The 21053-nt window shown below is 70.8% G+C and carries 17 protein-coding genes and 1 tRNA gene; 6 read left to right on the forward strand and 12 right to left on the reverse strand.

Going from position 1 to position 21053, the window contains the following annotated elements:
• Window positions 1-237: 237 nt before the first annotated feature.
• The 7 genes from ABT130_RS41465 to ABT130_RS41495 form a co-directional block, all read right to left on the reverse strand.
• A complete protein-coding gene (locus tag ABT130_RS41465; RefSeq protein ID WP_350965197.1) occupies window positions 238-1551 on the reverse strand; it encodes a DUF4407 domain-containing protein in 1314 nt (437 codons plus the stop codon).
• Entirely contained in the window at window positions 1541-2944 is a 1404-nt protein-coding gene (locus tag ABT130_RS41470) for a hypothetical protein (RefSeq protein WP_350965200.1), read from the reverse strand. Before ABT130_RS41470 ends, ABT130_RS41465 begins: the two co-directional genes overlap by 11 nt.
• Entirely contained in the window at window positions 2941-5049 is a 2109-nt protein-coding gene (locus ABT130_RS41475) for a hypothetical protein (RefSeq protein ID WP_350965203.1), read from the reverse strand. Before ABT130_RS41475 ends, ABT130_RS41470 begins: the two co-directional genes overlap by 4 nt.
• Window positions 5046-5387: a hypothetical protein gene (locus tag ABT130_RS41480; protein WP_350928068.1), complete on the reverse strand. Its 342-nt coding sequence runs from the start codon at window positions 5385-5387 to the stop codon at window positions 5046-5048. Before ABT130_RS41480 ends, ABT130_RS41475 begins: the two co-directional genes overlap by 4 nt.
• 17 nt (window positions 5388-5404) lie before the next feature.
• Window positions 5405-6109, reverse strand: coding sequence for a hypothetical protein (locus ABT130_RS41485; RefSeq protein ID WP_350928070.1), 705 nt, complete (start codon window positions 6107-6109; stop codon window positions 5405-5407).
• A gap of 137 nt (window positions 6110-6246) precedes the next feature.
• Window positions 6247-6963 carry a Crp/Fnr family transcriptional regulator gene (locus tag ABT130_RS41490; RefSeq protein WP_350928072.1) on the reverse strand — a complete coding sequence of 239 codons (717 nt, stop codon included), beginning with the start codon at window positions 6961-6963 and terminating at the stop codon, window positions 6247-6249.
• A 767-nt stretch (window positions 6964-7730) separates the two neighbouring features.
• On the reverse strand, window positions 7731-8351 hold the full coding sequence (locus tag ABT130_RS41495) for a hypothetical protein (RefSeq protein WP_350965205.1): 621 nt from the start codon (window positions 8349-8351) through the stop codon (window positions 7731-7733).
• Between the two features lie 429 nt (window positions 8352-8780).
• Between ABT130_RS41495 and ABT130_RS41500 the strand changes: the two genes are divergently transcribed.
• Together ABT130_RS41500 and ABT130_RS41505 are read left to right on the forward strand one after the other, a co-directional pair.
• Window positions 8781-9236 (forward strand): helix-turn-helix domain-containing protein, encoded by a 456-nt coding sequence (locus ABT130_RS41500; protein WP_350928076.1) that lies wholly within the window; start codon window positions 8781-8783, stop codon window positions 9234-9236.
• Between the two features lie 2 nt (window positions 9237-9238).
• Window positions 9239-9793, forward strand: coding sequence for a PIN domain-containing protein (locus ABT130_RS41505; RefSeq protein ID WP_350965208.1), 555 nt, complete (start codon window positions 9239-9241; stop codon window positions 9791-9793).
• Between the two features lie 271 nt (window positions 9794-10064).
• Here the strand turns inward: ABT130_RS41505 and ABT130_RS41510 are convergent, their stop codons facing one another.
• On the reverse strand, window positions 10065-10715 hold the full coding sequence (locus ABT130_RS41510) for a response regulator transcription factor (RefSeq protein ID WP_350928080.1): 651 nt from the start codon (window positions 10713-10715) through the stop codon (window positions 10065-10067).
• On the reverse strand, window positions 10712-12796 hold the full coding sequence (locus ABT130_RS41515) for a sensor histidine kinase (RefSeq protein WP_350965211.1): 2085 nt from the start codon (window positions 12794-12796) through the stop codon (window positions 10712-10714). The genes ABT130_RS41510 and ABT130_RS41515 overlap by 4 nt, the downstream gene beginning before the upstream one ends.
• A gap of 389 nt (window positions 12797-13185) precedes the next feature.
• Between ABT130_RS41515 and ABT130_RS41520 the strand changes: the two genes are divergently transcribed.
• Window positions 13186-13557 (forward strand): ClpX C4-type zinc finger protein, encoded by a 372-nt coding sequence (locus tag ABT130_RS41520; RefSeq protein ID WP_350965214.1) that lies wholly within the window; start codon window positions 13186-13188, stop codon window positions 13555-13557.
• A gap of 407 nt (window positions 13558-13964) precedes the next feature.
• A complete protein-coding gene (locus ABT130_RS41525) occupies window positions 13965-15056 on the forward strand; it encodes a PP2C family protein-serine/threonine phosphatase (RefSeq protein ID WP_350965216.1) in 1092 nt (363 codons plus the stop codon).
• 185 nt (window positions 15057-15241) lie between these two features.
• On the opposite strand, the gene ABT130_RS41530 is transcribed toward ABT130_RS41525, so the two are convergent.
• Window positions 15242-15313 (reverse strand) — tRNA-Arg (locus tag ABT130_RS41530).
• Between the two features lie 90 nt (window positions 15314-15403).
• A complete protein-coding gene (locus tag ABT130_RS41535) occupies window positions 15404-15784 on the reverse strand; it encodes a C40 family peptidase (protein ID WP_350928088.1) in 381 nt (126 codons plus the stop codon).
• Between the two features lie 936 nt (window positions 15785-16720).
• Between ABT130_RS41535 and ABT130_RS41540 the strand changes: the two genes are divergently transcribed.
• On the forward strand, window positions 16721-17110 hold the full coding sequence (locus tag ABT130_RS41540) for a response regulator transcription factor (protein WP_350928090.1): 390 nt from the start codon (window positions 16721-16723) through the stop codon (window positions 17108-17110).
• 190 nt (window positions 17111-17300) lie between these two features.
• Here the strand turns inward: ABT130_RS41540 and ABT130_RS41545 are convergent, their stop codons facing one another.
• Window positions 17301-20060: an ATP-binding protein gene (locus tag ABT130_RS41545; protein WP_350965217.1), complete on the reverse strand. Its 2760-nt coding sequence runs from the start codon at window positions 20058-20060 to the stop codon at window positions 17301-17303.
• 291 nt (window positions 20061-20351) lie between these two features.
• Between ABT130_RS41545 and ABT130_RS41550 the strand changes: the two genes are divergently transcribed.
• Window positions 20352-20972: a LysE family translocator gene (locus ABT130_RS41550; RefSeq protein ID WP_350965219.1), complete on the forward strand. Its 621-nt coding sequence runs from the start codon at window positions 20352-20354 to the stop codon at window positions 20970-20972.
• Window positions 20973-21053 lie beyond the last annotated feature (81 nt).

A 21053-nucleotide genomic window follows, 5' to 3' on the forward strand; every position in this document is an offset into this window, starting at 1 on the left:
TGTGGATCTCCCTGTCGCGGGGAGATCCACAGGACACGCCCCAGCGAGCGAGCAGGTCGATCACGCCCGTGGTGCCCTCATCGCCGTGGCCGTCAGCGAGGCGGCACTCCATCAGGGCCATGGCGACCGCGTGGAGGCCGGGGGCGTACGTCTGCGGAATCGACGAGGCGATACGGGATTACGAGCCGTAGTGGCTCCCCACGCCGGCGGTCCCGCCGCACACCCCGTCCCCGGGCGTCACCGGTCGTCGAGTCGTTTCCTGGCCTGTGCCTCCCGCATGGCGTCCTCGATGCCGGCCTCCCGGGAGGCGTCGGCCATGCCCCGCCGTACCACGAGATCCTGACGGTGCGCGTCCAGGTCGTCGCGGTTGCGGCGGCGCCGCTTGGTCCGGCGCAGTTGGGTGTCGTGCGCGTCCGCCCGGTCGGACAGCAGCACCGCCAGCCGGAGGTCGTACATGGTCGGGCGGCTGAGCAGCTTGGTCAGCACCGGTGAGCAGTCGATCAGCAGGAACAGCAGGGTCAGGAAGATGTGCCCGAGCAGCACCGCCGGCTTCTCCGCCGAGAGTACGTTCAGCGTCTCGATCTTCTTCAGTAGGTCCGGCCTGGACGGACGGTTGCGCTGCTGCCGGGCGACCTCCTTCTCGGCCGCGGCGACCACGGCGGCGTCGTAGTCCTTGCCGGAGTCACGCGCGGTGTCGGTGAGCCGCCCGATCTCCTCGTTCAGCGCGGCGCGCCTGGCGTACATCTGCTGGATGCCGCTGCTCCGCTCGTAGTCTTCGGCCTCCCGGGTCAGCCGCGCGCATCGCGGTCCCTCCCCTACCAGGCCGGAGAACCCGCTCTCCGAGCCGCCCGCGCCCGCGCACTCCAGCCTGGCCAGCCGCTGTTTTCCGGTCCAGATGCCCTCGGTCCGCTTGATCGTGGTCTCCAGGCGGCCCAGCTCGCGCTGCTTGGTCGTCAGTGAGCCGGTGTCGTTCGGGGCGGCGACGGGCAGCCGGTAGTTCTCGCAGGCGATCGAGACGGTTCCGGGGGCCCCGGCGGGCGAATGGCAGGACAGGTACGCGCTGAGCAGGTCCTTGTCCGCCTTCTGCTGGTCCTCCCCGATCCGCTGGACGATGGTGGGCTCGAACACCCTGATGGTCAGCGGCTCCGCGATGATCACACCGACCACGGCCGAGATGAGGAGACGGGGGAGCAGCAGCCGCCTGCGGCCCCGCCCGGTCACCCCGTTGAGGCTGATGACCAGCCAGGAGTCGAGGATGCCGATGAGCACGCCCCACACCAGGGCCAGGCTGGCGATCACCGGCCAGGGGGCGTCGAAGACGTCGAAGACGGCGTATCCCATCGACACGGCCGCCATCGCCGCGGTGGCCACGACGAGCGCGCCCTGCCGGGTGTACTTGGGCCGCTCCTCCGGAACCCTGTCCATGAGGTCCTCGTCCACCCCGACCACCGCGCGCAGGATCCTGCCCGCGCCCCTGCCGCGACCGCGGCCGGGGCCGGACGGCGGGATGTCGATCGGGCCCGTGACGGGACCGGCCGTGTCAATCGCCAAAGTCGTCCACCGCCAGTCCCTCGTGGTCCTCCGGCTCCGGCCGCCGGGGCCGGTCCCGCGGCGCCTCCGCGTCACCGGCGCCGGTCTCTGTCCCGCCCCGCTGCAGCGCGGCCCGCTCCCCGGTCCCGTCCGGGGCGCGGCCGATCGGCCGGCGGTTGGCGGTGATGTCGCTCATCAGCTGCTTCATGAACTGGTCGAGCGGCATGTCGCTCCCATGGCCCTGCTGGGTCAGCAGGCGCAGCACCTCCAGCTGCGCCTCGGCCTCGCGGTCCTCCAACTCGACCTTCCGGTGCCACTCCCGGTCCGCCCGCTCCAACCGCCACGCCCGTTCCCGGGTCTGCTGCTCCCGGTCGGCCAGCTCCCTCGTCTCCTGGGCCGCCTGCTGCGCCCTGAACCTCTCCGCGCTCTCCTCGTGCCGCCGCCGCCGCTCGCCGTCGGACCTGGCAAGCTGCTCGGACGCGGTCAGCTCGCCTTGTACGCGGGCCATCGCCTCCAGCTTCTCCGGGCCGTCCAGTCCCCTGCTCAGCGCCTCCACCTCCTCCAGGTCGAATGCACGCTGGCGGCGGTCGCGCAGCCTGCGCTGCGCGTCGTCCTCGTGCTGCCGCTCCCAGGTGAAGCGCTCCTCATCGACCTGCCGTTCCCGGCCGGCGCGCGTCCTGTCGTCCTCCAGCTCACGCTTGAGGGGTTCCAGGCGTCGCGTGTTCTCCAGCCGGGCCTCCTCCAGTTCGAGCTCCAGGCGCTCGATGTACTGGCGGTCCCTGATCCGCTCCTCCTCGGCCCGCAGCACCTGCTCCCGCTCCTTGCGCGCCTTCTCCTCCTGCCGCCGCTCCTCGCGGAGCTCGTCGGGCGTCAGCAGTTCGAGGCCGCTCAGTTCGAGGTACATGCCGGGCACCACCAGCGGCCTGATCCGGCAGTAGTCGGAGAGCGCGGCCAGCGCGTCGTCCTTGGCCGCCACGGCCCGCGTCACCTCGAAGGCCGCGCCCGCCCGCTGGAGCGTCTGGCATCCGGCGATGTACACCTCCAGCCGTCTCCGCATGTCCTCCGGGCCCGCCTCGACCACGCGCACCGGGTCTCTGACGGTGCACAGGAAGGCGGCCCTGACCGTGAACTCGTCCACCCCGTCGGAGGGGATGCGCAGCTCCGCGGTCACCGGCCGGTCCTGCGTGGTGTCCACGACGCAGTAGCTGGTGGCGTTGTCGAGGTCCTCCTGCCCGCGCCGCCCGCCGTCGTCGGCCCTGACCAGCCGGTCGCCGACCCGCAGGACCACCACCTCGCGGGGCAGGGGGCTCGGGACCGCGTTCGGCTCGCGCCGGTCGCCGCGGCGCAGGAACCTCCGCCGCCTGGTGACCGGTTCGAGCCGGTCCTGGCTGATTATCGGATATGTGACTGTCATCGACGCTCCGGGAGGGCAACAGGCGCCGGTGGCCTGAAGACGTTGAGCAGGATGGAGAGCAGGAGGCGGCCGGTGTCCCCACCGGCCCTTCTGCGGATCACGTAACGCTCGAACCCGGCGCGGAACGGCTCGCGCTCGTGCTCCGGCAGCGCCTCGTGCAACGCGTCGCCGATCATCCTGAGATGCTCCTCGGGCGTACGGCCGGCCGTGCCGACGGCGCACAGCAGGTCGTAGAGGACGCCGAACGCGGCGGAGCGCACGGGCCGGTGGCACAGCGCCACGGCCCACAGGGCCGCCATGTCCGGCAGGTCCTCGGCACGTGCCAGCAGGTGACGGGCCGCAGCGGGGTGGTCGCCGCTCACCCCGAACACCGCCATGACCAGGAGCAGCGTCTTCAGGATGCGCTCCCGCCGGTCGGCCGTCTGCCTGTGCGTGAGCCGTCTGCCGAGGTCGGCGAGGATCGCTCTGGCGTCGGCCGGAGCGACCTCCACGAGCAGGGCGTACAGCTGCGCGAGGGCCACCTGGGCCTCCCCCGGCTCGGGTTCCGTCGTGACGAGGTGCCACAGCCACTTCGTCGCGTCGGCCGGGTAGCGGACGCCCATCTCACCGGCGAAGGCCAGGCAGGCCGCCTGCCTGCGTGCCGGGTTGTTGCTGCGCGCCCACCGGATGGCCGTCCGCACCGCCATCGCGGCGATGGGGTCGTGGGCGCTCATCCACCACACCACCTTCGGCGCGGTCACCCAGGCCCGCGCCCCGTAGGCGCCTTCCGACCAGGGTTGCAGGAATCTCTCGCGAACCGTGTCGAAATGTCCGTAACTCGCGAGGATCGCCAGCCCCCGGGCGATCTGCATGCGGGTCTCGACGTCGGCGATCTGGACGGTCTCGTGCAACCAGGCGAAGACCGGCTCCCAGAAGCGCTCGCCGAACTGCAGGCTCAGCTCGGCCCCGACCCGCTCGTGCACGGCGGGCGACCTGAACACCAGGCATCGCCGCGGCGGACCCGGCACGTCCAGGTCCATGTCGGTGATCCGCTCCTCGACCTTGATGATGGAACGCGCGTCGCGGCGGGGCCGCCGCCCGTCCAGCAGCCGCCGCGCGGGACGCGGCGCCCCCTGGTCACCGGCCCCCTCCTGCTCGGGAGCGGGGACACCGGCGGTGAGCCTGGCCAGGTGCGCCTCGAAGCGCTGCTCCGGCATGCCTTCGAGGAACAGCAGGGCGGCGGCCTCCAGCACCTCCTCGTCGGTGCGGCGCTCGTCGTCGAGCCAGCTTTCGATCTGCTCGGCCGCCCCCATGCCGGTACGGCCGAGCGCGTCCTCCAGTCCGGAGCCGGCGACGAGGTGCTCGGCGAGCCGGACCACGTCGCTCAGCGGCGTCGTCTCCCCTAGCCGTTCGGCCGCCGGCTCGGCCAGCTCGGCGGGCACTCCGTGCGCGGTGAGGACCGCCACCGTCCCCGGACGCTCCCAGCGGAAGTGCGGCACGGCCGCGGACCGGGGGTCTCCCAAGGCGGCCCGGCTGGTGATCACCAGCCAGGCTCCGGCCTCCTGGACGCGCAGGGCGAGTCTGCCGAGCACGAAGTCCGCCGCCTCGGTCTGAAGGTCACCGGCGGACAGTCCGCACAGCAGATAGCCGTTGCCCTCCCGGTAGACCTGGTCGGCGGCGAGCTTGTCCAGCGTCTCGGCGGGTGAGAGCGCCACCAGGGAGCGGGGGGCGGCGGCGTGCAGCATGTTGATCGCCGCGGTGCGGCGGCCGGTGCCGCCCTCGCCGTACAGCACGACCACGCGGTGGGCGCGCAGGCCGGCCAGCGCCCGGGTGTGGAGGGCGGGAACGGCGTAGCGCCCCAACGCGGAGGCGATCTCCACGGCGGGGACGGGGCCGGTCATCCGGCGGCTTGCGGCCTTGGCGACGGGCTCGCCTCCGGCGTTCGCGACGCCGAGCGTCGAGCCGCCGGTGAGGAGCACCGGCCCGAAGAAGCGGTTGAAGACCTGCTGGTCCTGGCGGAGCCCCTGCTGGTCCTGCCCGTACTCCCGCCGGGCCTCCCCCGCCCCCTCGGGGGTTTCGTCCGAGCTCTTCGCGGTGGCCGGCGCCGGCCCGTCGACGGCGGTCAAGGCCGCCTCGGGCCGTTACTGATGCCGATCGTGCCCCCTCGCACGACGACTTTGTCGTTGAACACGTTGGAGACGGCCTGCTCGGCATGGAACTCCTGGATCAGGCGGGCGGCCGAGGCGTCCGCCGCGAGTTCGAGAAGGGTCCGGTAGAGCTCCTCCCTGTTCTCCGGCTCCTCGTTCTGGCCCCTGCCGGAGCGGTGGGCGCGGATGCGGTTCCAGAGGGCGAACAACCCCCTGGCGGCGCTCTCCGTACCCATCGCGCCGGCTCGTTCGAGGCCACCGGTGGACACCGCGCTCCACAGGGTGTCGGCGACCTCGGGCAGGTTGGCAGCGCTCATGTCGATCCTTGCGGTGGTCAGCGGTTGTTGGAGATTCCGATGACGGAGCCGTCGGCTTGGACGGTCTCCCAGAACTGGTTGACGACGACCTGCCGCGGGGCGGCGCCCCTCGGGTCGGCGGGTCCGGCGTCGGCCGGGCCCTCGACCGCCGCTCGGGGGACGTGGATCCACGCCGACTGCTCGAACTCCTTGTGCCTGACCATCACCTGCCGGAAGTCGTCCCCCGCGTAGGTGGTCAGGCCGTACTCGACGGTGTCCTCGTAGACGCGCTGGGAGACCATGAGCGCCAGGTTGGCGTCGGGCGTCGCCTGGAGGGCCTCGTGCAGCACGGCCGAATCCAGCATGCGGCTGACCTCCACGACGGCCTTGCCCGCTATGCCGTTGGCAGCGGGGCTGGTCATTCCGAAATGGACGGCGACCCGGAGTCGAAGTCTGAGCGAGGGATCCGTCCCCTCGTTGTGGCGTCCCAGAAGAACGTTGAGATGGCGCACGAAATCGTCCACCACCTGCGGCTCGGAGCCGTCGTCGGGGATGACGGCGAGCTCGCCGTCGCCCGACGGCTGTCTGAGCCAGGTGTCCCTGTCGAGGCGCGCGCATGCCGCGGCCTCGCTCACGAGCTGCAGGAAAGCGCCCTGTACGGCGAACTGGCGAGAGGAGTCCCCCTTGCCGTAGCCTGCGACGTCGGCGCCCAGAAGCAGTCCCCGTCTGTTCAATCTGTTCATTGCGAATGATCCTCCGTCAAGCGGCAGAGGCGCGAAGTGGGGACAGTTTGCCATGGCTAAGATCCCCAGATGCCTGATTCGTACGGCATTCACGAGAGATATCGCAGCGAATTTCCCGACAAAATCTCCCATTCTCCTCATTCGCCATGAAAGCCGCGGAGAAGCAGCGGGTCGAAGACGATGATCTGCCGGTAGCCGACGCTCACGAGCCCTCTGCCCTTCAACGTCCGCAGAGCCTTGCCGACCGCGTCCTCACGCGCCCCGATGAGCTGCCCCAGCTCGTAGTGGGTCAGACCGATGCCGAGGTCGTGGCCGCCCCCTGGGCGTCGCTGACCGTGCCGCTCCACGAGCTGGGCCAGGACATGGGCGAGGCGGGCCGTCACGCCGTGCTGGGCGATCTCCAGCCGGTGGTGGTTGGCGGAGGACAGCCGGTCAGCGATCATCCGCGTGACAGCGGACCACGCGACCGGGTTGCGGTCGAGGAAGGCCCGGAACACCTCACCGGGGATGGCCCGCGTCAACGTGGGCGAGCAGGCCACCACGGTGGCCGAGCGCGGCCGGTTCGACAGCGGCGCGAGCTCGCCGACCAGGTCACCGCTCACCCTGATGCCGAGAAGGGTCTCCCCGCCGTCGGGCAGCGCGGCGACCACCTTGACGCACGCGGGACGCGAGACACGGGTGGACTGGAGAAGGTGGACGACATGGTCGCGGTCGTCACCCTGCCGGATCAGGATCTCGCCGACCGCGTACCGCCTGACGCCGCCGAGCGCCAGCAGGTCCGTGACGACGTTCGGAGGGAGCCGGTCCAAGAGCGTGTTCGCGGGCCAGGCCCCGCGCGATGACTGTACGGACACGGACACCGAGTCTCGCACGCGAGGACCGCCCCGGACCGCGTCCGCGGAGGCGGCCCATGGGTTCCGTCGCGCCCACGGCCGCGCCCGCCGGGTCGGCTCCCGTGTGTTCAAGCGCGGCCCGCAGGTGAGGTCGTCCCTCCGAGCGCGGAACGACACCGGCACCGCCTGGCGACAGGATGCCGAGCCCCGATCATCGGCTCCCACCGCTCGCGCTCGCGGATTTTCAGACCGAACCGTCCCCGCCCGAGGGGCGAGCCGTTTACCTCAAGGGGTGACCTCAGGTCAAGTGTCCGGAGAACCGGGGGAAGCTCAGCTGACTAACGCCGGGCGCCATCTGCCGAACGGCATCTGGTCCACCTCCCGGCCGGGAGGCTTGACGCATGAAATCCTTCACTCTGGAGTCGCAACGCGGTGCGAGTGTCAGCCACAGCGCGGGCCTGCCGTACATCTGCAACCCGGCCACAGGTGCCGTTAGGCACATTCACCGGCAGCCGCCGGTTGCTCCGTACGCTCCTCGTACGTGATCATGAGCATCCGGCTGCCATCGATGGCACACCCCGGAACGCAAAACGACCTGCGTTTCCGCAGGTCGCTGCCGGATTTCCCCTGGTAGATCGCTGGTGCCCCCGAGGGGATTCTCGAGGTCACTCCGCCGCGGGGTCGTGGCGACGGAGGATGTGGCCGCGCCCGGGGATGTGGTGTCCCGCGAACTCACCGTGCCGCCATCGCCGTCGAGCTCCTCCGCAACGACGATCCCTTGGGCGTCCTTACCGTGAGATGGGACGAACGGCGAGGCGGACTCCCAGGTGGGTATGCATGCCGAGCAGCCACGCCGCGCTGACGTACACCGAGACGGTCGAGCCGCCGAAGATCTGGGCCACCATGGTCACCGGGAACCACATGCCCGCCAGCAGCGGCAGCCACCGCAGCGCTCCCTGGTAGCGGCCCTTGATCGCGAGGACGATGCCCAGGACCAGCATGCCGAGCTGACTGAACGGCCAGCAGGCGTCCAGGATCATCAGCGGCAGCGGGAAATCGTCGTGGGTGGCGTAGCCGAAGGACAGCGCGTTGAGCAGGAACGCGCCGGGGAGCAGCACGAGCAGGCCGGCCGGGATGATCCGGGCCCACCCGTCACCGGCGCCGCGGGTGGCCAGCACCGTCCAGACGAAGGCGAACAGGCCCACGACGAACAGCATCCCGGTGATGGTGTCGAGGGTCTGGATGCCTTCCTCGATCTTGTCCCCGACGATGACGATGCCGGCCGCCCAGGCGGCGGCCCCGACGGCCAGGAGCAGTCCGGCGATCCGGATCCACACCGGGTCCGCGGCGCGTTGGATCGCGACGGGCTCGTTGGGATTGACGTTGCTGGGCACGATGCGACTGGACATTGTGGTGTTCCTCCGTTGCTTGTCGGTGGCAACACGATCTCGGCCGTGCGTCCCGGGCGCCCAGGGAGCGCGGCCACGCGCGCGGTCCCGAGTTGGCCCGGCGTGACCGGGCCAGGCGTCCCGGGGCGGCGGGGACACCGCTCCCAGGCACGCGGACGGGCTGCGTGACACCGTGAGCGACCGTGTCCTCGGAGAGACGCGGCGGTGCGCGGCTCCACGAGATGGTCAAGCAGGCCGGCTGGCACCAACGTCAAGCTAGGTGACCTGTCCGAGTGGGGCGCCTGCCAGACGGGCCTGGTCCCGACCGAGGAGTAGCTCCACAGCTCTCGCTGTACGGCTCGCGCTCAACTCTGAGCGCGAGCCGTATGCTGCCGACATCGCTTGCGTTTATTTCGTTTGTTGCGGATACTGCGAGAAGGAGGTACGGCGATGACAGATGTGCAGGCCAAGCGAGTACAGCCCGGAAGCATCGATGCTGAGATGGCTGGCCGTGCCGTGCGCCGCATCAAGGACTACCTCATGCGATCTCACGAGCAGCCAGTCATCCGTGTCGTCGGCGAACATGATGCAGAGGACCCGCTGATCTTGCCTCGGGAAGCCGTAAGTCTGCTCGCCTTCATTCTCGCCCAGGCGGCCGAAGGGAGGGGAGTGACAGTCATCCCCTCTCACGCCGAGCTGACGACACAGCAGGCGGCGGACATGCTGAACGTCTCGCGTCCCTACCTGATCAAGCTACTGGAGGAGGGAGAGATCCCCTTCCGCCTGGTTGGTAAGCACAGGCGCGTCACATACGAGGACCTTCAGGAGTACAAGCGCCGCGATGACGCCAGGCGTCGTACGGCTGCCGATCAACTTGCCGCGCTAGGCCAGGAGCTAGGCATCTGAGCATGAGCTTTGTGGTGGTCTATGACGCGAATGTGCTCTATGGCAACACGCTTCGCGACCTGCTCATCCGCCTGGCCATGACGGGACGGCTCCAGGCCAAGTGGACCAGCAGGATTCTCGACGAAATGCAGCGTAACCTTGCCGCCAATCGTCCAGACATTCCAGAGGAGAAGCTGGGCAAGCTTCGCCTGCTCATGAACTCCGCAGTCCGAGACTGCCTGGTCGAGGGGTACGAACCCCTTGTCGAAGGGCTGAAGCTACCCGACCCTGATGACCGGCATGTGCTTGCTGCGGCGATCAAAGTAGGAGCACAGGTCATCGTCACGTCAAATCTCAGGGACTTTCCTTCGGAACACTTGGCGCCCTGGGAGATCGAGGCCAAGTCTCCCGATGACTTCGTGCTGGACCAGATCGAGCTCGATGGACGAGTGATCTGGGCCTGTGTTCAGCAGATCGCGGACTCGCGGGTGAACCCGCCGGAGGCCGTAGACGATGTGCTCGACGCTTTGGAGAAAGCAGGTCTGGTCGAGTCGGTCGCCGCCCTCCGAGCTGGTTAGCGGGTCGTCGAGGCTGAGGTGACAGTGAGAATGATTTGCTGCCTGAAGCGAACCGCTACCACCAGCAAGACCTGTTCAGGTGCCGAACGGCTACTGCGGTGTCGGCGGACCGGCGACGCGATGACCATGCGAAATGAACGGAGGGTGGCTCGGCCGCCCCCACCGCGCCATACGATGCGATCCGGTCGGCCGGCCCCTGTGGGGCCGGCGTCGACCAACGCTCACTCACCCGTGCGCGGGCGCCGCCCGTACGAGGCCGAGAGCACGCCGGTCACCGGCCGAGGCCGGCCTCGCGGGCCTGGATGATGGCCTGGGCGCGGTCGGCGACCTGAAGCTTGGCGAAAACGCTGGACACGTTGTTACGTACCGTCTTGGGCGCCAGCGACAGCCGCTCGGCGATCATCCGGTTGGACAGGCCGGCCGCGATCAGGTCGAGTATCTCCCGTTCCCGAACGGTGAGCTGGGGGAACGGCCCCTCCCGGACCGGACGGGCTACGGCCAGCCGGGCGAAGTAGCGCGTCACCCGCCCCGCGAGTGCCGGCCCGAAGATCACCTCCCCGCTGGCCACCGCCATGATGGCGCGCAGGATCTCCGTCTGCTCAGCCCCCTTGAGCAGGTAGCCGCGAGCGCCGGCGAGCATGGCGGCGAAGACGCTCTCGTCATCCTCGTGCATCGTGAGCACCAGCACGTGCGTGTCCGGGCAGGTGGCGACGATCCGCTCGGTGGCCTGCACACCGTCCATCCTGGGCATCCTCAGGTCCATCACCACAACCTGAGGGCGCAGCCGGACGGCCTCGGCGACGGCCTCCTCCCCGTCCGCGGCGATCCCCACCACCTCGGCCTGGTCAGTCGAGGCGAGCATCATGCGCAGACCGTCCCGGTACACGGGATGATCGTCGGCGATCAGCACCCGCGGCGTCACGAGGGGGTCACGGTCCCGACGGGCAGGACGGCATGGACCCGGGTTCCGCCACCGCGGCCGACCCCGACCGCGCACTGGCCGCCCAGTTCCTCCGCGCGCTCACGCATGCCGACCAAACCCACCCCGACCACGGCGCCCGGAAGGACCCCGCGCCCATCGTCGGTCACCTCGACCTCCAGCTCGTTCCCCGCCACGGCGACACGCACGTGGCAGGTGTCCGCGCCCGCGTGCCGGGTGACGTTGGTCAGCGCCTCGCAGACGATCCGGTACGCCGCCACCTCGCTCGCGGCGGACAATCCCGTCAGGTCCCCCTCCACCTCCACCCGCACGGCGAGCCCATCGCCACGGAACCGGGCGGCCTCCTGCCGCAGCGCCCCGGCCAGGCCGAACTGATCCAGAGCCGGCGGCCGCAGATCGTGCACGAGCCGCCGCACGTCCCCCAACATCGTGGCAAGATCCTTCCTCACCTGGTCCAGCGCCTCCCGGGCGGTGCCGGGATCCCGGGTCAGCAGGTTGTGCGCCGCCTCCACCTTCAGCGCGGCGGCGGCCAGCGTGGGCCCCAGCCCGTCGTGCAGGTCCCGGCGCAGCCTGCGCCGCTCCTCGGCCACGCCGGTGACCAGACGCTCGCGGCTGTGCTGCAGTTCCTCGGTCAGCGCGGTCGCCCGCACAGCCGCGGCGGCCTGCCGCACCACGTCGGCCAGCAGCCGCTGGTCGGATTCGGCCGGCCGCGCACCCGCGCGCGGCACCAGGACAAGCCGCCCGATCGGCGCGTCGCGGTAGGCGAACGGCAGCACCACGACGGCCTCGCCGGGGGTGCCGTGCTCCACCACGACGGTCTTCCCGTCCGCCCGGTCCAGTTCGACCCGCACGTACGGCGAGCGGAACACCGCCGACACCGCTTTCGCCACCTGCAGCAACAGCTCCTCCGGCCGCACGGACTCCTCAAGCCGCCGGGCGAGGGCCGAGACCACCTCGTACGGCTCCGTCCGCCCCATCAGCCCCCGGTTCACCCACCGCCGGACCCGCTCCCGCAGCGGTGCGTAGACCACCCCGACCAGGACCGCCGCCAGGACCGCCGCCACCGGCTCGTCGATGATCGCCCCCAGGCTCACGAAGACCGGCACGTCGATCGCCACGACGGCGACCGCGAGCCCGCCGTACAGGAGGGTCCAGCCGAGCACCGGATCAATGTCATAAAGCCGGTACCGACTCACCGCCACCACGACCGCCGCTGCGACCGCCACCAGGGCGACGACGAACGACAGGTCCTGCGGCAGCCCGTCCAGCACGGCGGAGGCCAGGATCAGTGCCGCGTTCAGCAGCGCCGCCATCAGCATCCAGCGAAGCTGCGCCCGCCGAACACCCGCCGAGCCCCGGAACCGCCAGGCGAAGGCCAGCACCGACACCAGCAGGCTCACCACCAGCAGCGCCGGCACCGCCGCCAGCGCCGAGTGCCACACCGCATCCGGGAGTGGCGGGAACGGCAGGTCGAGTCCCGGCCAATTCATGCCCGGCGATTCGATCCGCCACGGGACGGCGAGGAACACCGCGACCGCCAGGCCCGTCGCCCCCAGCGACAGCCACGCGGCCCATCGCCACCGTGGTGATGGCAGCCGCCCATCAGGAAAGAACAGCAGCACCAGCAGCGGGAGCAGGTTCAGCAGCGGCCCCAGCCGCGCCCCGGCGTAGACCGCGGCCGGGGTCAGCGGCAGCGCACCACCGTGGCGGGTCAGCGACAGCACCGCGTACGCGGCGGCCAGGCCGTTCACCGCGGCGACGACGCCTCCGGCGATGAGCAGCCAGGTCATGAGGTGGCGGGGCAGGCGCACCGCCAGCACGATCCCGGCGATCGCGAGGGCCACGCCGGGCACCGTCGAGGACCACACCGCCCAGTCCAGTGGCTCGGGCCGCGTCACCGCCCCGGTCGCCGTGTCAAGCCAGGTGGCGACCCCGCATGCCACGACGCAGAGCGCGACGAGAGCCGACGCCCCAACCGCCAGGCGCCGATCCACGGCAGAGACACCGCCGGGGGCGGGCCCCGGCGGGGCCGGGACGCGACCGGCGGGAAAGGAGTCGGACACGTCGCTCAGAGTGCCACACGGCGTGCCCCGCCTACCCGGGAGTGGTGTCCCGTCCCGTCCGGGACACACCCTGGCCTGGAGCGGGCATAGCCGGGGCTTGCCGGCCTCGGAGCCTTGGGACACGCCGACAGGCCGGGCTTCGCATCCCACCCACCATGGACCAGAGCTCCTGATCGTTCGCCGGGGACGGCAGGAGCCGGTGGCCCGCAGGCAGTCCGTCCCCACCGCCCGGAACCACACCGCCTGCCAGCAGTCCGAGCGTGTCTCGGTAACGCTACTGGGGTGTTGTCAGCGAGGCGCTTCGGAAAGATGCAACACGCATACCAGTTGTCAGGGATTCCCTGACGAGCTAAATTGTCAGGGAATCCCTGACACCCTAGGAGTGCGCTGTGACACCGCCCGACGCCCCGGCCGAACTCGCTCGGTGTTCCTTCTGCGGCAAGCCGGACACCAAGGTCGACAGGCTGGTCGCCGGCCCTGGAGTGCATATCTGCAACGAGTGCGTGGCGCTCGCCGCGTCGATCATCGACGGGAGCCTCGGCCATCCCCCGGGACCGCGCGTGCCCGTCTGGGAGTCGTTGACGGACGGGGAGATGCTGAGCCACATTCCGCGCGTCGCCGCGCACATCGACCAGGCCGAGGCCGACCTGCGCTCGTGGGTGCAGGAACTGCGCCGACGCGGCGTCACCTGGATCAAGATCGGCGAAGCTCTCGGGATCACCCGCCAGTCCGCATGGGAGCGGTTCTCCGGCGAGAAGTGACACGACCCGGGGCAATCCACCCGCATCTCGTGGTCTTTTATGCGAGATGATCCCGCTATGCGTGGCGGGGGTGGGCTGTTCGAGGCGGAGCGGCCAGATGCTTCGTATTCACGGTAAGCGCGAAACCGAATCTCCCGCACTCGTCGTTCCCTCAAGGTCGAGCACTTCGCATCGTGCCATGCGCGTATGGCCCTTACCGCCCTCGCCGATCCGCCCGATCGGCACAAGCTGTCAAGTTCCTTGCGGACGGGCCCGGTCACCACCCGGACGAACGCCCTGGGAGTGTCGCCTCGACAGGCGATTCAACGTTCACTAGAAAGGATCAAAGCCAGGACCTGGGAGAACTCCAGGGAATTCAGACGGCCTTCCACACATACGGGTCGATCGGCTGTGGAATCGGGGCTCGGATGAACCCACTCACTACGAGCTGGCCCCGGTACGTCTCCTTCATACCGGCCGCCATGATCGTCGTCGGCACCGTCCTCAACGTGCTGTCCCCGCGCTACTACTGGGGCGACTACCTGCTGGGCGCCGCGGTCGTGACAGCAGGGGCACTGCTCTCGCTCCGGCACACCTTCGCGGTCGCAGCGGCCATCGTCCTGATCCAGCTGGCGTTGTTGATCAAGGATGGTTACTTCGGTCATGTCGTCGGCACGCTCTCATTGATCAGCGCGGTGTTCACCGCGCTCGTCGGCCTCGGGGTGAACCGCGTGGTCACCAGCCACAGCCGCCGGCTGGAAGTGGTGCGTTCCGTCGCCGAGGCCGCCCAGCGTGCCGTGCTGCCCGCCCCGCCGGCGCGTATCGGCCCGCTGGCCGTCGCCGCGCTCTACAAGGCCGCGCAGATCGAGGCACTGATCGGCGGAGACGCCTACGCCGTGCAGGAGACCCCGTACGGCACCAGGCTGCTGATCGCAGACGTGCGAGGCAAGGGCCTGGGCGCGGTCGGCACGGTGGCCGTACTGCTGGGCGCATTCCGGGAGGCGGCGGACCAGGCGGCCGACCTCGTACTGCTGGCCGAGCGTATGGAGCGCGCGCTGGTCAAAGAGGCCGCGTCGCGCGAGGAGAGCATCCGCATGGAGGGGTTCGTCACAGCGGTGCTCGGCGAGATCACACCGGACGCGGACAGTGTGCGGCTGCTGAACTGCGGCCACCCTCCGCCGTACCTCCTTGAGGGTGACACGGTGTCCTCACTGGATCCCGGCGAGCCGAGTCTTCCCCTGGGCATGAGCGGCCTGGGCGTGCCGCGGGCAGAGCCGGAAAGCCGGCCGTTCCCGACCGGGAGCACGCTCCTGCTGGTCACCGATGGAGTGACGGAGGCCCGGGGCCGTTACGGCACTTTCTACGACCCGGTGAGCGGGCTCGCCGGCCGGGGTTCGTTCCGGCGGCCAGGGGAGGTGGTCGAGGCCCTGGTACGCGATGTCGAGCGCTGGACCGGCGGCTCGCACGATGACGACATGGCGATTCTGGCGATCACCCGGTACACCGGCGGGCTACGTTGAGCCATCCGGACACCACCGACGATCCCCAGATGGTCAACGGGCAGGGGCGCGGGCGAGAAGGTCCATGACCGGTCCACCACCAGCGAGCGCCAACGAGAACGGGCGGGACTCCATGAGACTGGAGACCCGCCCGTTCCTACGTCGTTCGCCCTGGCCGGCGACTAGATCCGCTGGTCAGGATTGTGTGCCCCCTGCAAGATTCGAACTTGCGCTCCCGGCTCCGGAGGCCGGTGCTCTATCCCCTGAGCTAAGGGGGCCAACGCGTCATTACATTACCAGCATCCTGGGGTTAACCGACACTCACTACGGAGAGCGAACGATCTTTGGAGAGGATTCGGGGCGGAGAGTCATCCGGCGGGCCGGCTCGGGGAGGGGCGGACGGCACCCCGATAGCGGGAGAGGTAGTAGGCCGAGGCGGCGAAGTCGGTCGTCCTGACGACGCCGCCGGCTCCCGGGGCGTGGACCATGACGCCGTCCTTCAGGTAGAGGCCCACGTGGGTGGGGTCCTTGGCACCCCCGCCGAAGAAGACCAGGTCTCCCGGGCGGAGCTGCGAGAACGGCACCCGGCGGCCCTGCCTGAACTGGGTTCCGGTGTAGTGGGTGAGCCTGACCCCGGCCCTGGACCAGGCGTGCAGGGCGAGCCCGGAGCAGTCGAAGCCCCCGCCGGTCGGGCCGGCGCTCGAACCGCCGCCCCAGACGTACGGCCTGCCGACCTGACGGAGCGCCACGACCGCCGCGATCTGTCCCGGCGAGGGCGCGCCGCGTCCACGCGAGACCGCCGCCTGCCCGCGTGCGGACGCTGCCCGCCCCCTGGATGGGGCTTTCCGTCCGGGTGAGGACGCCGCCCATCCGCCGGATGGCGTTCTCCTCCCGCGTGGTGGGCGCTGTGACCGCTCGGCGAGCGCTCGCCAGGATTCCGGCCGGGAGGAGCTCCGCTTCGCTGAAGGAGCGGAAGCGGAACTCGAACCGACGGGAGGATCTACCGAAGCGCCGGCGAGAGAGCCTGCGGCAGCACCGGCAGGGGAAACCGGAGGGGTGGCGAGCCGGCGGGAGTGGTCGTCTCCCGGAGGGCCGTCGCTTCCCGGCCATTCGTCATGCTCGCCCTGGAAGTGGGCCTTCAGTCCGCCATCAGGACTGTGCGGGGCGCCTGTCCACTCACCGTCCGTCCCCGAGAGGTCCATCGGCCATCCGCCGCCCGGATCCGAGAAGGCCGTCGACCGGTTGCCGTCTGTGTCCGGGAGGGCGGCACCGGGCGGCGTCGACGCGGGGCGGTCTGTCAAGGTGGCTCCGGTATCCGGGAGAACGGTGCGCCGAGCCCCGCAGACGGCGGTGAGGGTGACGCGGACCTCCTCCGGCAGCCGGCGCGGGGCCGTCGTGGAGAGAAGGCCGGCCCAGGCGCCGCAGGCTTCCGGGGAGAGGCGGGGCGCGGGGACCTGGAAGCTCCCCGCGAGGGCCGCCGAGAGGATGGAGACGGTGACGAATGCCGTGATCACGCACGCCCTCCTTGGGCTCGATGAAGGATCGAGGCCCCAGGATCGGCGTGCGGAAGTGATCGCCAAGGAGCCGAACGCGGTTCTGTGGAAAACCTGTCGCCTGTGGACAGCTGTGCGTACACATCCGTGGAAACCCGCGCGGGGGCGGGAAAGAGGAGTTAGCCTCACGCCGTGGGAGAGGTTCTGGGCAGGGTGTTGGTAGTGGATGACGACGACGTCATCCGGCAGCTCATCGCGGTCAACCTGACCCTGGAGGGGTTTCAGGTCGACACGGCCTCCGACGGGCAGGACTGCCTGGACCGGGTGCTGGACGTGATGCCCGACGTCATCACGCTGGACGTCATGATGCCCAGGCTGGATGGCTGGATGACCGCCACCAGGCTGCGGGGCGACAAGGGGACCAGGCACATCAAGGTGGTCCTGATCACCGCGCGGGCGCAGGAGGACGACAAGCGGCGGGGCCTCGGGATAGGGGTCGACGCCTACCTGACGAAACCCTTCGACCCCGCCGAGCTGATCCAGGTCGTCCGCGATCTGGCCCTGACCGCCCGCAGCGGTTAGCGCAGGTCCTGACCCGGCGGCCGACCAGGGCGAGCCCGACCACACCGGTCAGCGGAAGCCCTGACCGCCAGGCGGGTCCGGCCGGAGCAGGTCGTGATCGCGCGGCCGATCCGGACGAGTCCCGCCACACCGGGCAGACCAGAACGGGCCGCGATCACGGTGGCGGGGCGAGCCGGCTGACGGCGGGCGGTCAGAGCAGGCCGTCCCTGCGGGCCACGGCAGCGGCCTGGGTACGGGAGGAGACCCCCAGCTTGGCGAGAATGTTGGAGACGTGCACGCTCACCGTCTTCTGCGCGATGAACAGCCGCTCGCCGATCTCCCGGTTGGGCAGTCCCTCGGCCACCAGGGCGAGTACCTCCTGCTCACGAGCCGTGAGCAGGGTCGGCGACGCGGAGACGAAGCGCGCCCTGCGGCCCAGCTCGGCCAGGGCGGCGGCGAGCGGCTGGGCGCGCAGTGACTCGGCGGCCTCGACGGCGAGTTCCCATTCCTTCAGGGCCGCGACGCGGTCGCCCGCGACGAGCAGCGCCTCGGCCAGCCGCCACCGCGAGCGAGCGACCTCGTAGACGAACCCGAAGTCGAAGGCCTCGACCACCGCGCGCCACGCCGCGACGTCGAGGCGGCCGTGCGCCCGGTGCCACTCGGCCTCGGCCCGGGCCAGCCAGGCCAGCCCCTCGGGGCCCAGCGACCCCCGGCGGACGGAGCCGGGGCCGACGTCGGCGGGCACCCTGGCCCGTGCCAGAAGGGCGTCGGCCTCGTCAGCGCGCCCCAGGTCCGTCAGCGCCCACAGGGCGGTGCTGCTGAGCCGGATCACGGCCGGGTCGTTGGGAACATGGGCGTCGAGCCCCGCGAGGGCGTGTTCGAGCGCGCTCTCCGGATCGCCGCGCCACAGCGCGTGCTCGGCGGCCAGGCCGCGGCCCATGGAGGTGACCGTGACATCGTCGGGGTAGAAGGGCTCCAGCCAGGACAGGCGCTCCTCGACGACGGGCAGGCCCCTGGCCACCTCGACGAAGAGCGCGAAGGACGACAGCAGCGCCTCCGCCGGGGTGCCGACGCGGACACCGAACCCGGAGGCGACCTTCTCCGCCTGGTCCCACTCCCCCGCGACGTAGTGGATCAGAAGCCGCAGGAAGCGCAGGTCGGTGCCGAAGGTGCTCCAGTTGAGCCCGGTCTCGTGCGCCAGCCGCAGTCCCCGGTCGGTGGTGACCGCCGCCTCGGCCAGGTCTCCGTTCTCGTACTGGAGGCGGGCCTGGTTGAAGATGGCCCGCAGATCGATGCCGAGGTTGCCCGAACTCTCCGCGGTGGCGCGGGCGAGCAGCTCCTTGGCTCGGGGGATGTCGTCGGCGAGGGCCGCGAGGATCGCGAGAGTGGTCAGCGCGCTGGTCTCCGCGTCGGCGGCGCCGCTGGCACGGGCCGTCTCCAGGGCGCGGCCGGCCAGGGCCTCGACCTCGTCGTGCCGCTCGGTCCAGTAGAGCGAACGAGCGTAGGTGGCGAGCGCGCGGGCGAGCACGGGCCCCTCCGGTGCCGCCGCGACGGCCGCGTGCGCGGCGGCGATCGCGCCCGGGACGTCCTCGGTGTCGATGAGGACATACGCGAGCCGCTCGTTGACCTCGGCGGAGGGCGGCAGGCGCCGGAGCTGGGAGATCGCCCGGTGGTTGTCGCCGCTGTCGGCCGCCGCATCGGCGCTGCGCCTGGCGAGGCCGACGTGGTCGATCCCGGCCAGGCGCTCGGCGTCGGGGACCCGGTCCCAGAGGCCGAGCGCCCGGCCGAAGTGGCGGTGCGCCTCGGCCGGGGCGCCCAGCCGTTCGGCCCTCCGCCCGGCCTCCACCGACGCCGCCAGCGCCCCCGGCAGGTCGTGTCCCGCCAGGTAGTGGTGGGCGAGCTCGGCCGCGGAACCTCCTCGGGCGGTCAGCAGGCGGGCGAACTCGGCGTGCGTCCTGATCCGCTCGCCGGGCAACAGGTCGGTGTAGACGACCTCCTGCAGGAGCGCGTGCCGGAAGGCGTAGCCGTACTCCCCATCGGGGCGGAGCAGACCGCGCGAGACGATCTCCCGCATGGCCTCCTCGAAGGCCAGGTCATCGAGGCCCGAGGCCTGCTGGAGCAGATCGTGGTCGGCCCGGCGACCCGCGACGGCCGCGCCGCGGAGCACCCCCTGCGCGGGATCGGAGAGCAGCTCCACCCGGGAGAGCAGCAGACCGGCCAGGCCGTCGGGCATCGAGCAGCCGGCGGAGACCGCCTCCAGCAACTCCTGGGCGTAGAAGGGGTTGCCCTCGGCCCGGTCGACGACCTCCCGCAGCACGCGGGCGTCGGTACCTCCGAGCGCGGCCAGATAGTCGGTCATCTCGTGGCGGTCGAGGGGATCAAGCTCCACGGAGGTCACCGAGGGGAGCCGCTTGAGCTCGGCGAGGACCCTGCGGAGCGGGTGCCTGCGGTGCAGGTCGTCCGTGCGGTAGGTGCCGACGAGGCAGACCGGCTCGGTCTGCAGCACCCGGCTGAGAAAAACCAGCAGGTCTCGGGTGGACTGGTCGGCCCAGTGCAGGTCTTCGAGCACCAGCAGCACCGGCCGCGCGGCCAGGAAGCCGAGCATCGAGCCGAAGAGCTGCTGCTGCGTCAGGCCCGAGGTACCCTCCCCGCCGGCGTCGGTACCGCCGGGCAGCAGCCTGCCGAGGACCGGCCGCGCGTCGAGCTCCGCGCGCAACTCCCCGCGCACGGAGCGCAGGGCGTCGGCGAGCGGGAGGTACGGAAGGGCGTCACCGAGTTCGGCGCACTGCCCGATGAGCACGGCGAATCCGGCGGCCTCGGCCCGCTCGGCCAGCTCGGTGACCATCCGGGTCTTGCCGATGCCCGCGTCACCCCCCAGCAGGGCGACTCCGGCCTGCCCCGCCGCGGCGGTGTCGAGCACGACGGTCAGCCGATTGAGTTCTGCCGCCCGCCCAATAAGAACGTTTTGCACGCTTTGCTCCCCCCGTCGGCGAGTATCGCACGTGGCACCGACGGGAATGGACGGTCGACGTCGCACCGGCCCGGGAATCGATCATCCGAGACGTGCACCGGCGGGGCCGATTCCGGCCGGCTCCGCACCGCGGTCGACGTCGCGTCGGCGCCGGGATCGATCGCCTGGCCGGAACGCTTCACAAGACATCGCCGGGGCCGGTTCCGGCTGACGCAGGAACCCGATTGGTACCCCAAGGCGTCCGCGTATTGGCCCTGACAACGGGGAGACGGACGCTTCTAAGGTCGGAGCATGGTCTCCCCGTCCACATTACTGATCTTCTCGGTCGCGTCGCTGGCACTGGTCCTGGTGCCGGGCCCGAACCACATCTACATCATCACCCGGGCCGTCTCGCAGGGCCGTGCCGCCGGTGTCGCGAGCGCGTTCGGCGTGGAGGTCGGCACGCTGGTGCACATCGCCGCGGCGGCGGCCGGTCTCTCGTACGTGATCGCACAGTCCGCGACCCTGTTCAACGTGATCAAGTGGGCCGGTGTGGCCTACCTGGTCTATCTGGGCGTCCGGGCGCTGACGAGCAGGCAGGAGCTCGCGGCCGGGGAGACGGCCCCGCAGCCGCTGCGGGCGATCTTCCTTGAGGGCATGGTCGTCAACCTGCTCAACCCCAAGGTCATCCTCTTCTTCCTGGCGTTCCTGCCGCAGTTCGTGGAGCCGGAGGCGGGTGCGGTGCCGCTGCAGATCGCCGTCCTGGGCACGACCCTGCTGGTCCTGGGCCTGCTCTCCGACCTGATCTACGCCATGGCCGCGGGCGCCCTCGGCAGCCGGCTGAGGATCAGGTCGGCCCTGCTCGGCCACTTCAGCGGGGTCGTCTACCTCGTCCTCGGCGTCGCGACCGCGCTCTCCGGCCGCTCCGCCTGAACGTACGAACCCAGCTGGTCGCACAGGTCCCCCGCCAGGCGGGCCAGCGGCCCGGGGGCCGCCAGCACGCCCAGGTGCCCC

Origin of the sequence: Streptosporangium sp. NPDC001681 (genome assembly GCF_040298085.1) — a bacterium.
GTDB lineage: Bacteria > Actinomycetota > Actinomycetes > Streptosporangiales > Streptosporangiaceae > Streptosporangium.

Bases quoted from the DNA above. Each gene is read 5' to 3' on its own strand.
- ABT130_RS41495 (WP_350965205.1), bottom strand. From the start codon at position 8,351: ATGTCCAGTCGCATCGTGCCCAGCAACGTCAATCCCAACGAGCCCGTC.
- ABT130_RS41550 (WP_350965219.1), top strand. From the start codon at position 20,352: ATGGTCTCCCCGTCCACATTACTGATCTTCTCGGTCGCGTCGCTGGCA.
- ABT130_RS41470 (WP_350965200.1), bottom strand. From the start codon at position 2,944: ATGACAGTCACATATCCGATAATCAGCCAGGACCGGCTCGAACCGGTC.
- ABT130_RS41485 (WP_350928070.1), bottom strand. From the start codon at position 6,109: ATGAACAGATTGAACAGACGGGGACTGCTTCTGGGCGCCGACGTCGCA.
- ABT130_RS41500 (WP_350928076.1), top strand. From the start codon at position 8,781: ATGACAGATGTGCAGGCCAAGCGAGTACAGCCCGGAAGCATCGATGCT.
- ABT130_RS41505 (WP_350965208.1), top strand. From the start codon at position 9,239: ATGAGCTTTGTGGTGGTCTATGACGCGAATGTGCTCTATGGCAACACG.
- ABT130_RS41480 (WP_350928068.1), bottom strand. From the start codon at position 5,387: ATGAGCGCTGCCAACCTGCCCGAGGTCGCCGACACCCTGTGGAGCGCG.
- ABT130_RS41525 (WP_350965216.1), top strand. From the start codon at position 13,965: ATGAACCCACTCACTACGAGCTGGCCCCGGTACGTCTCCTTCATACCG.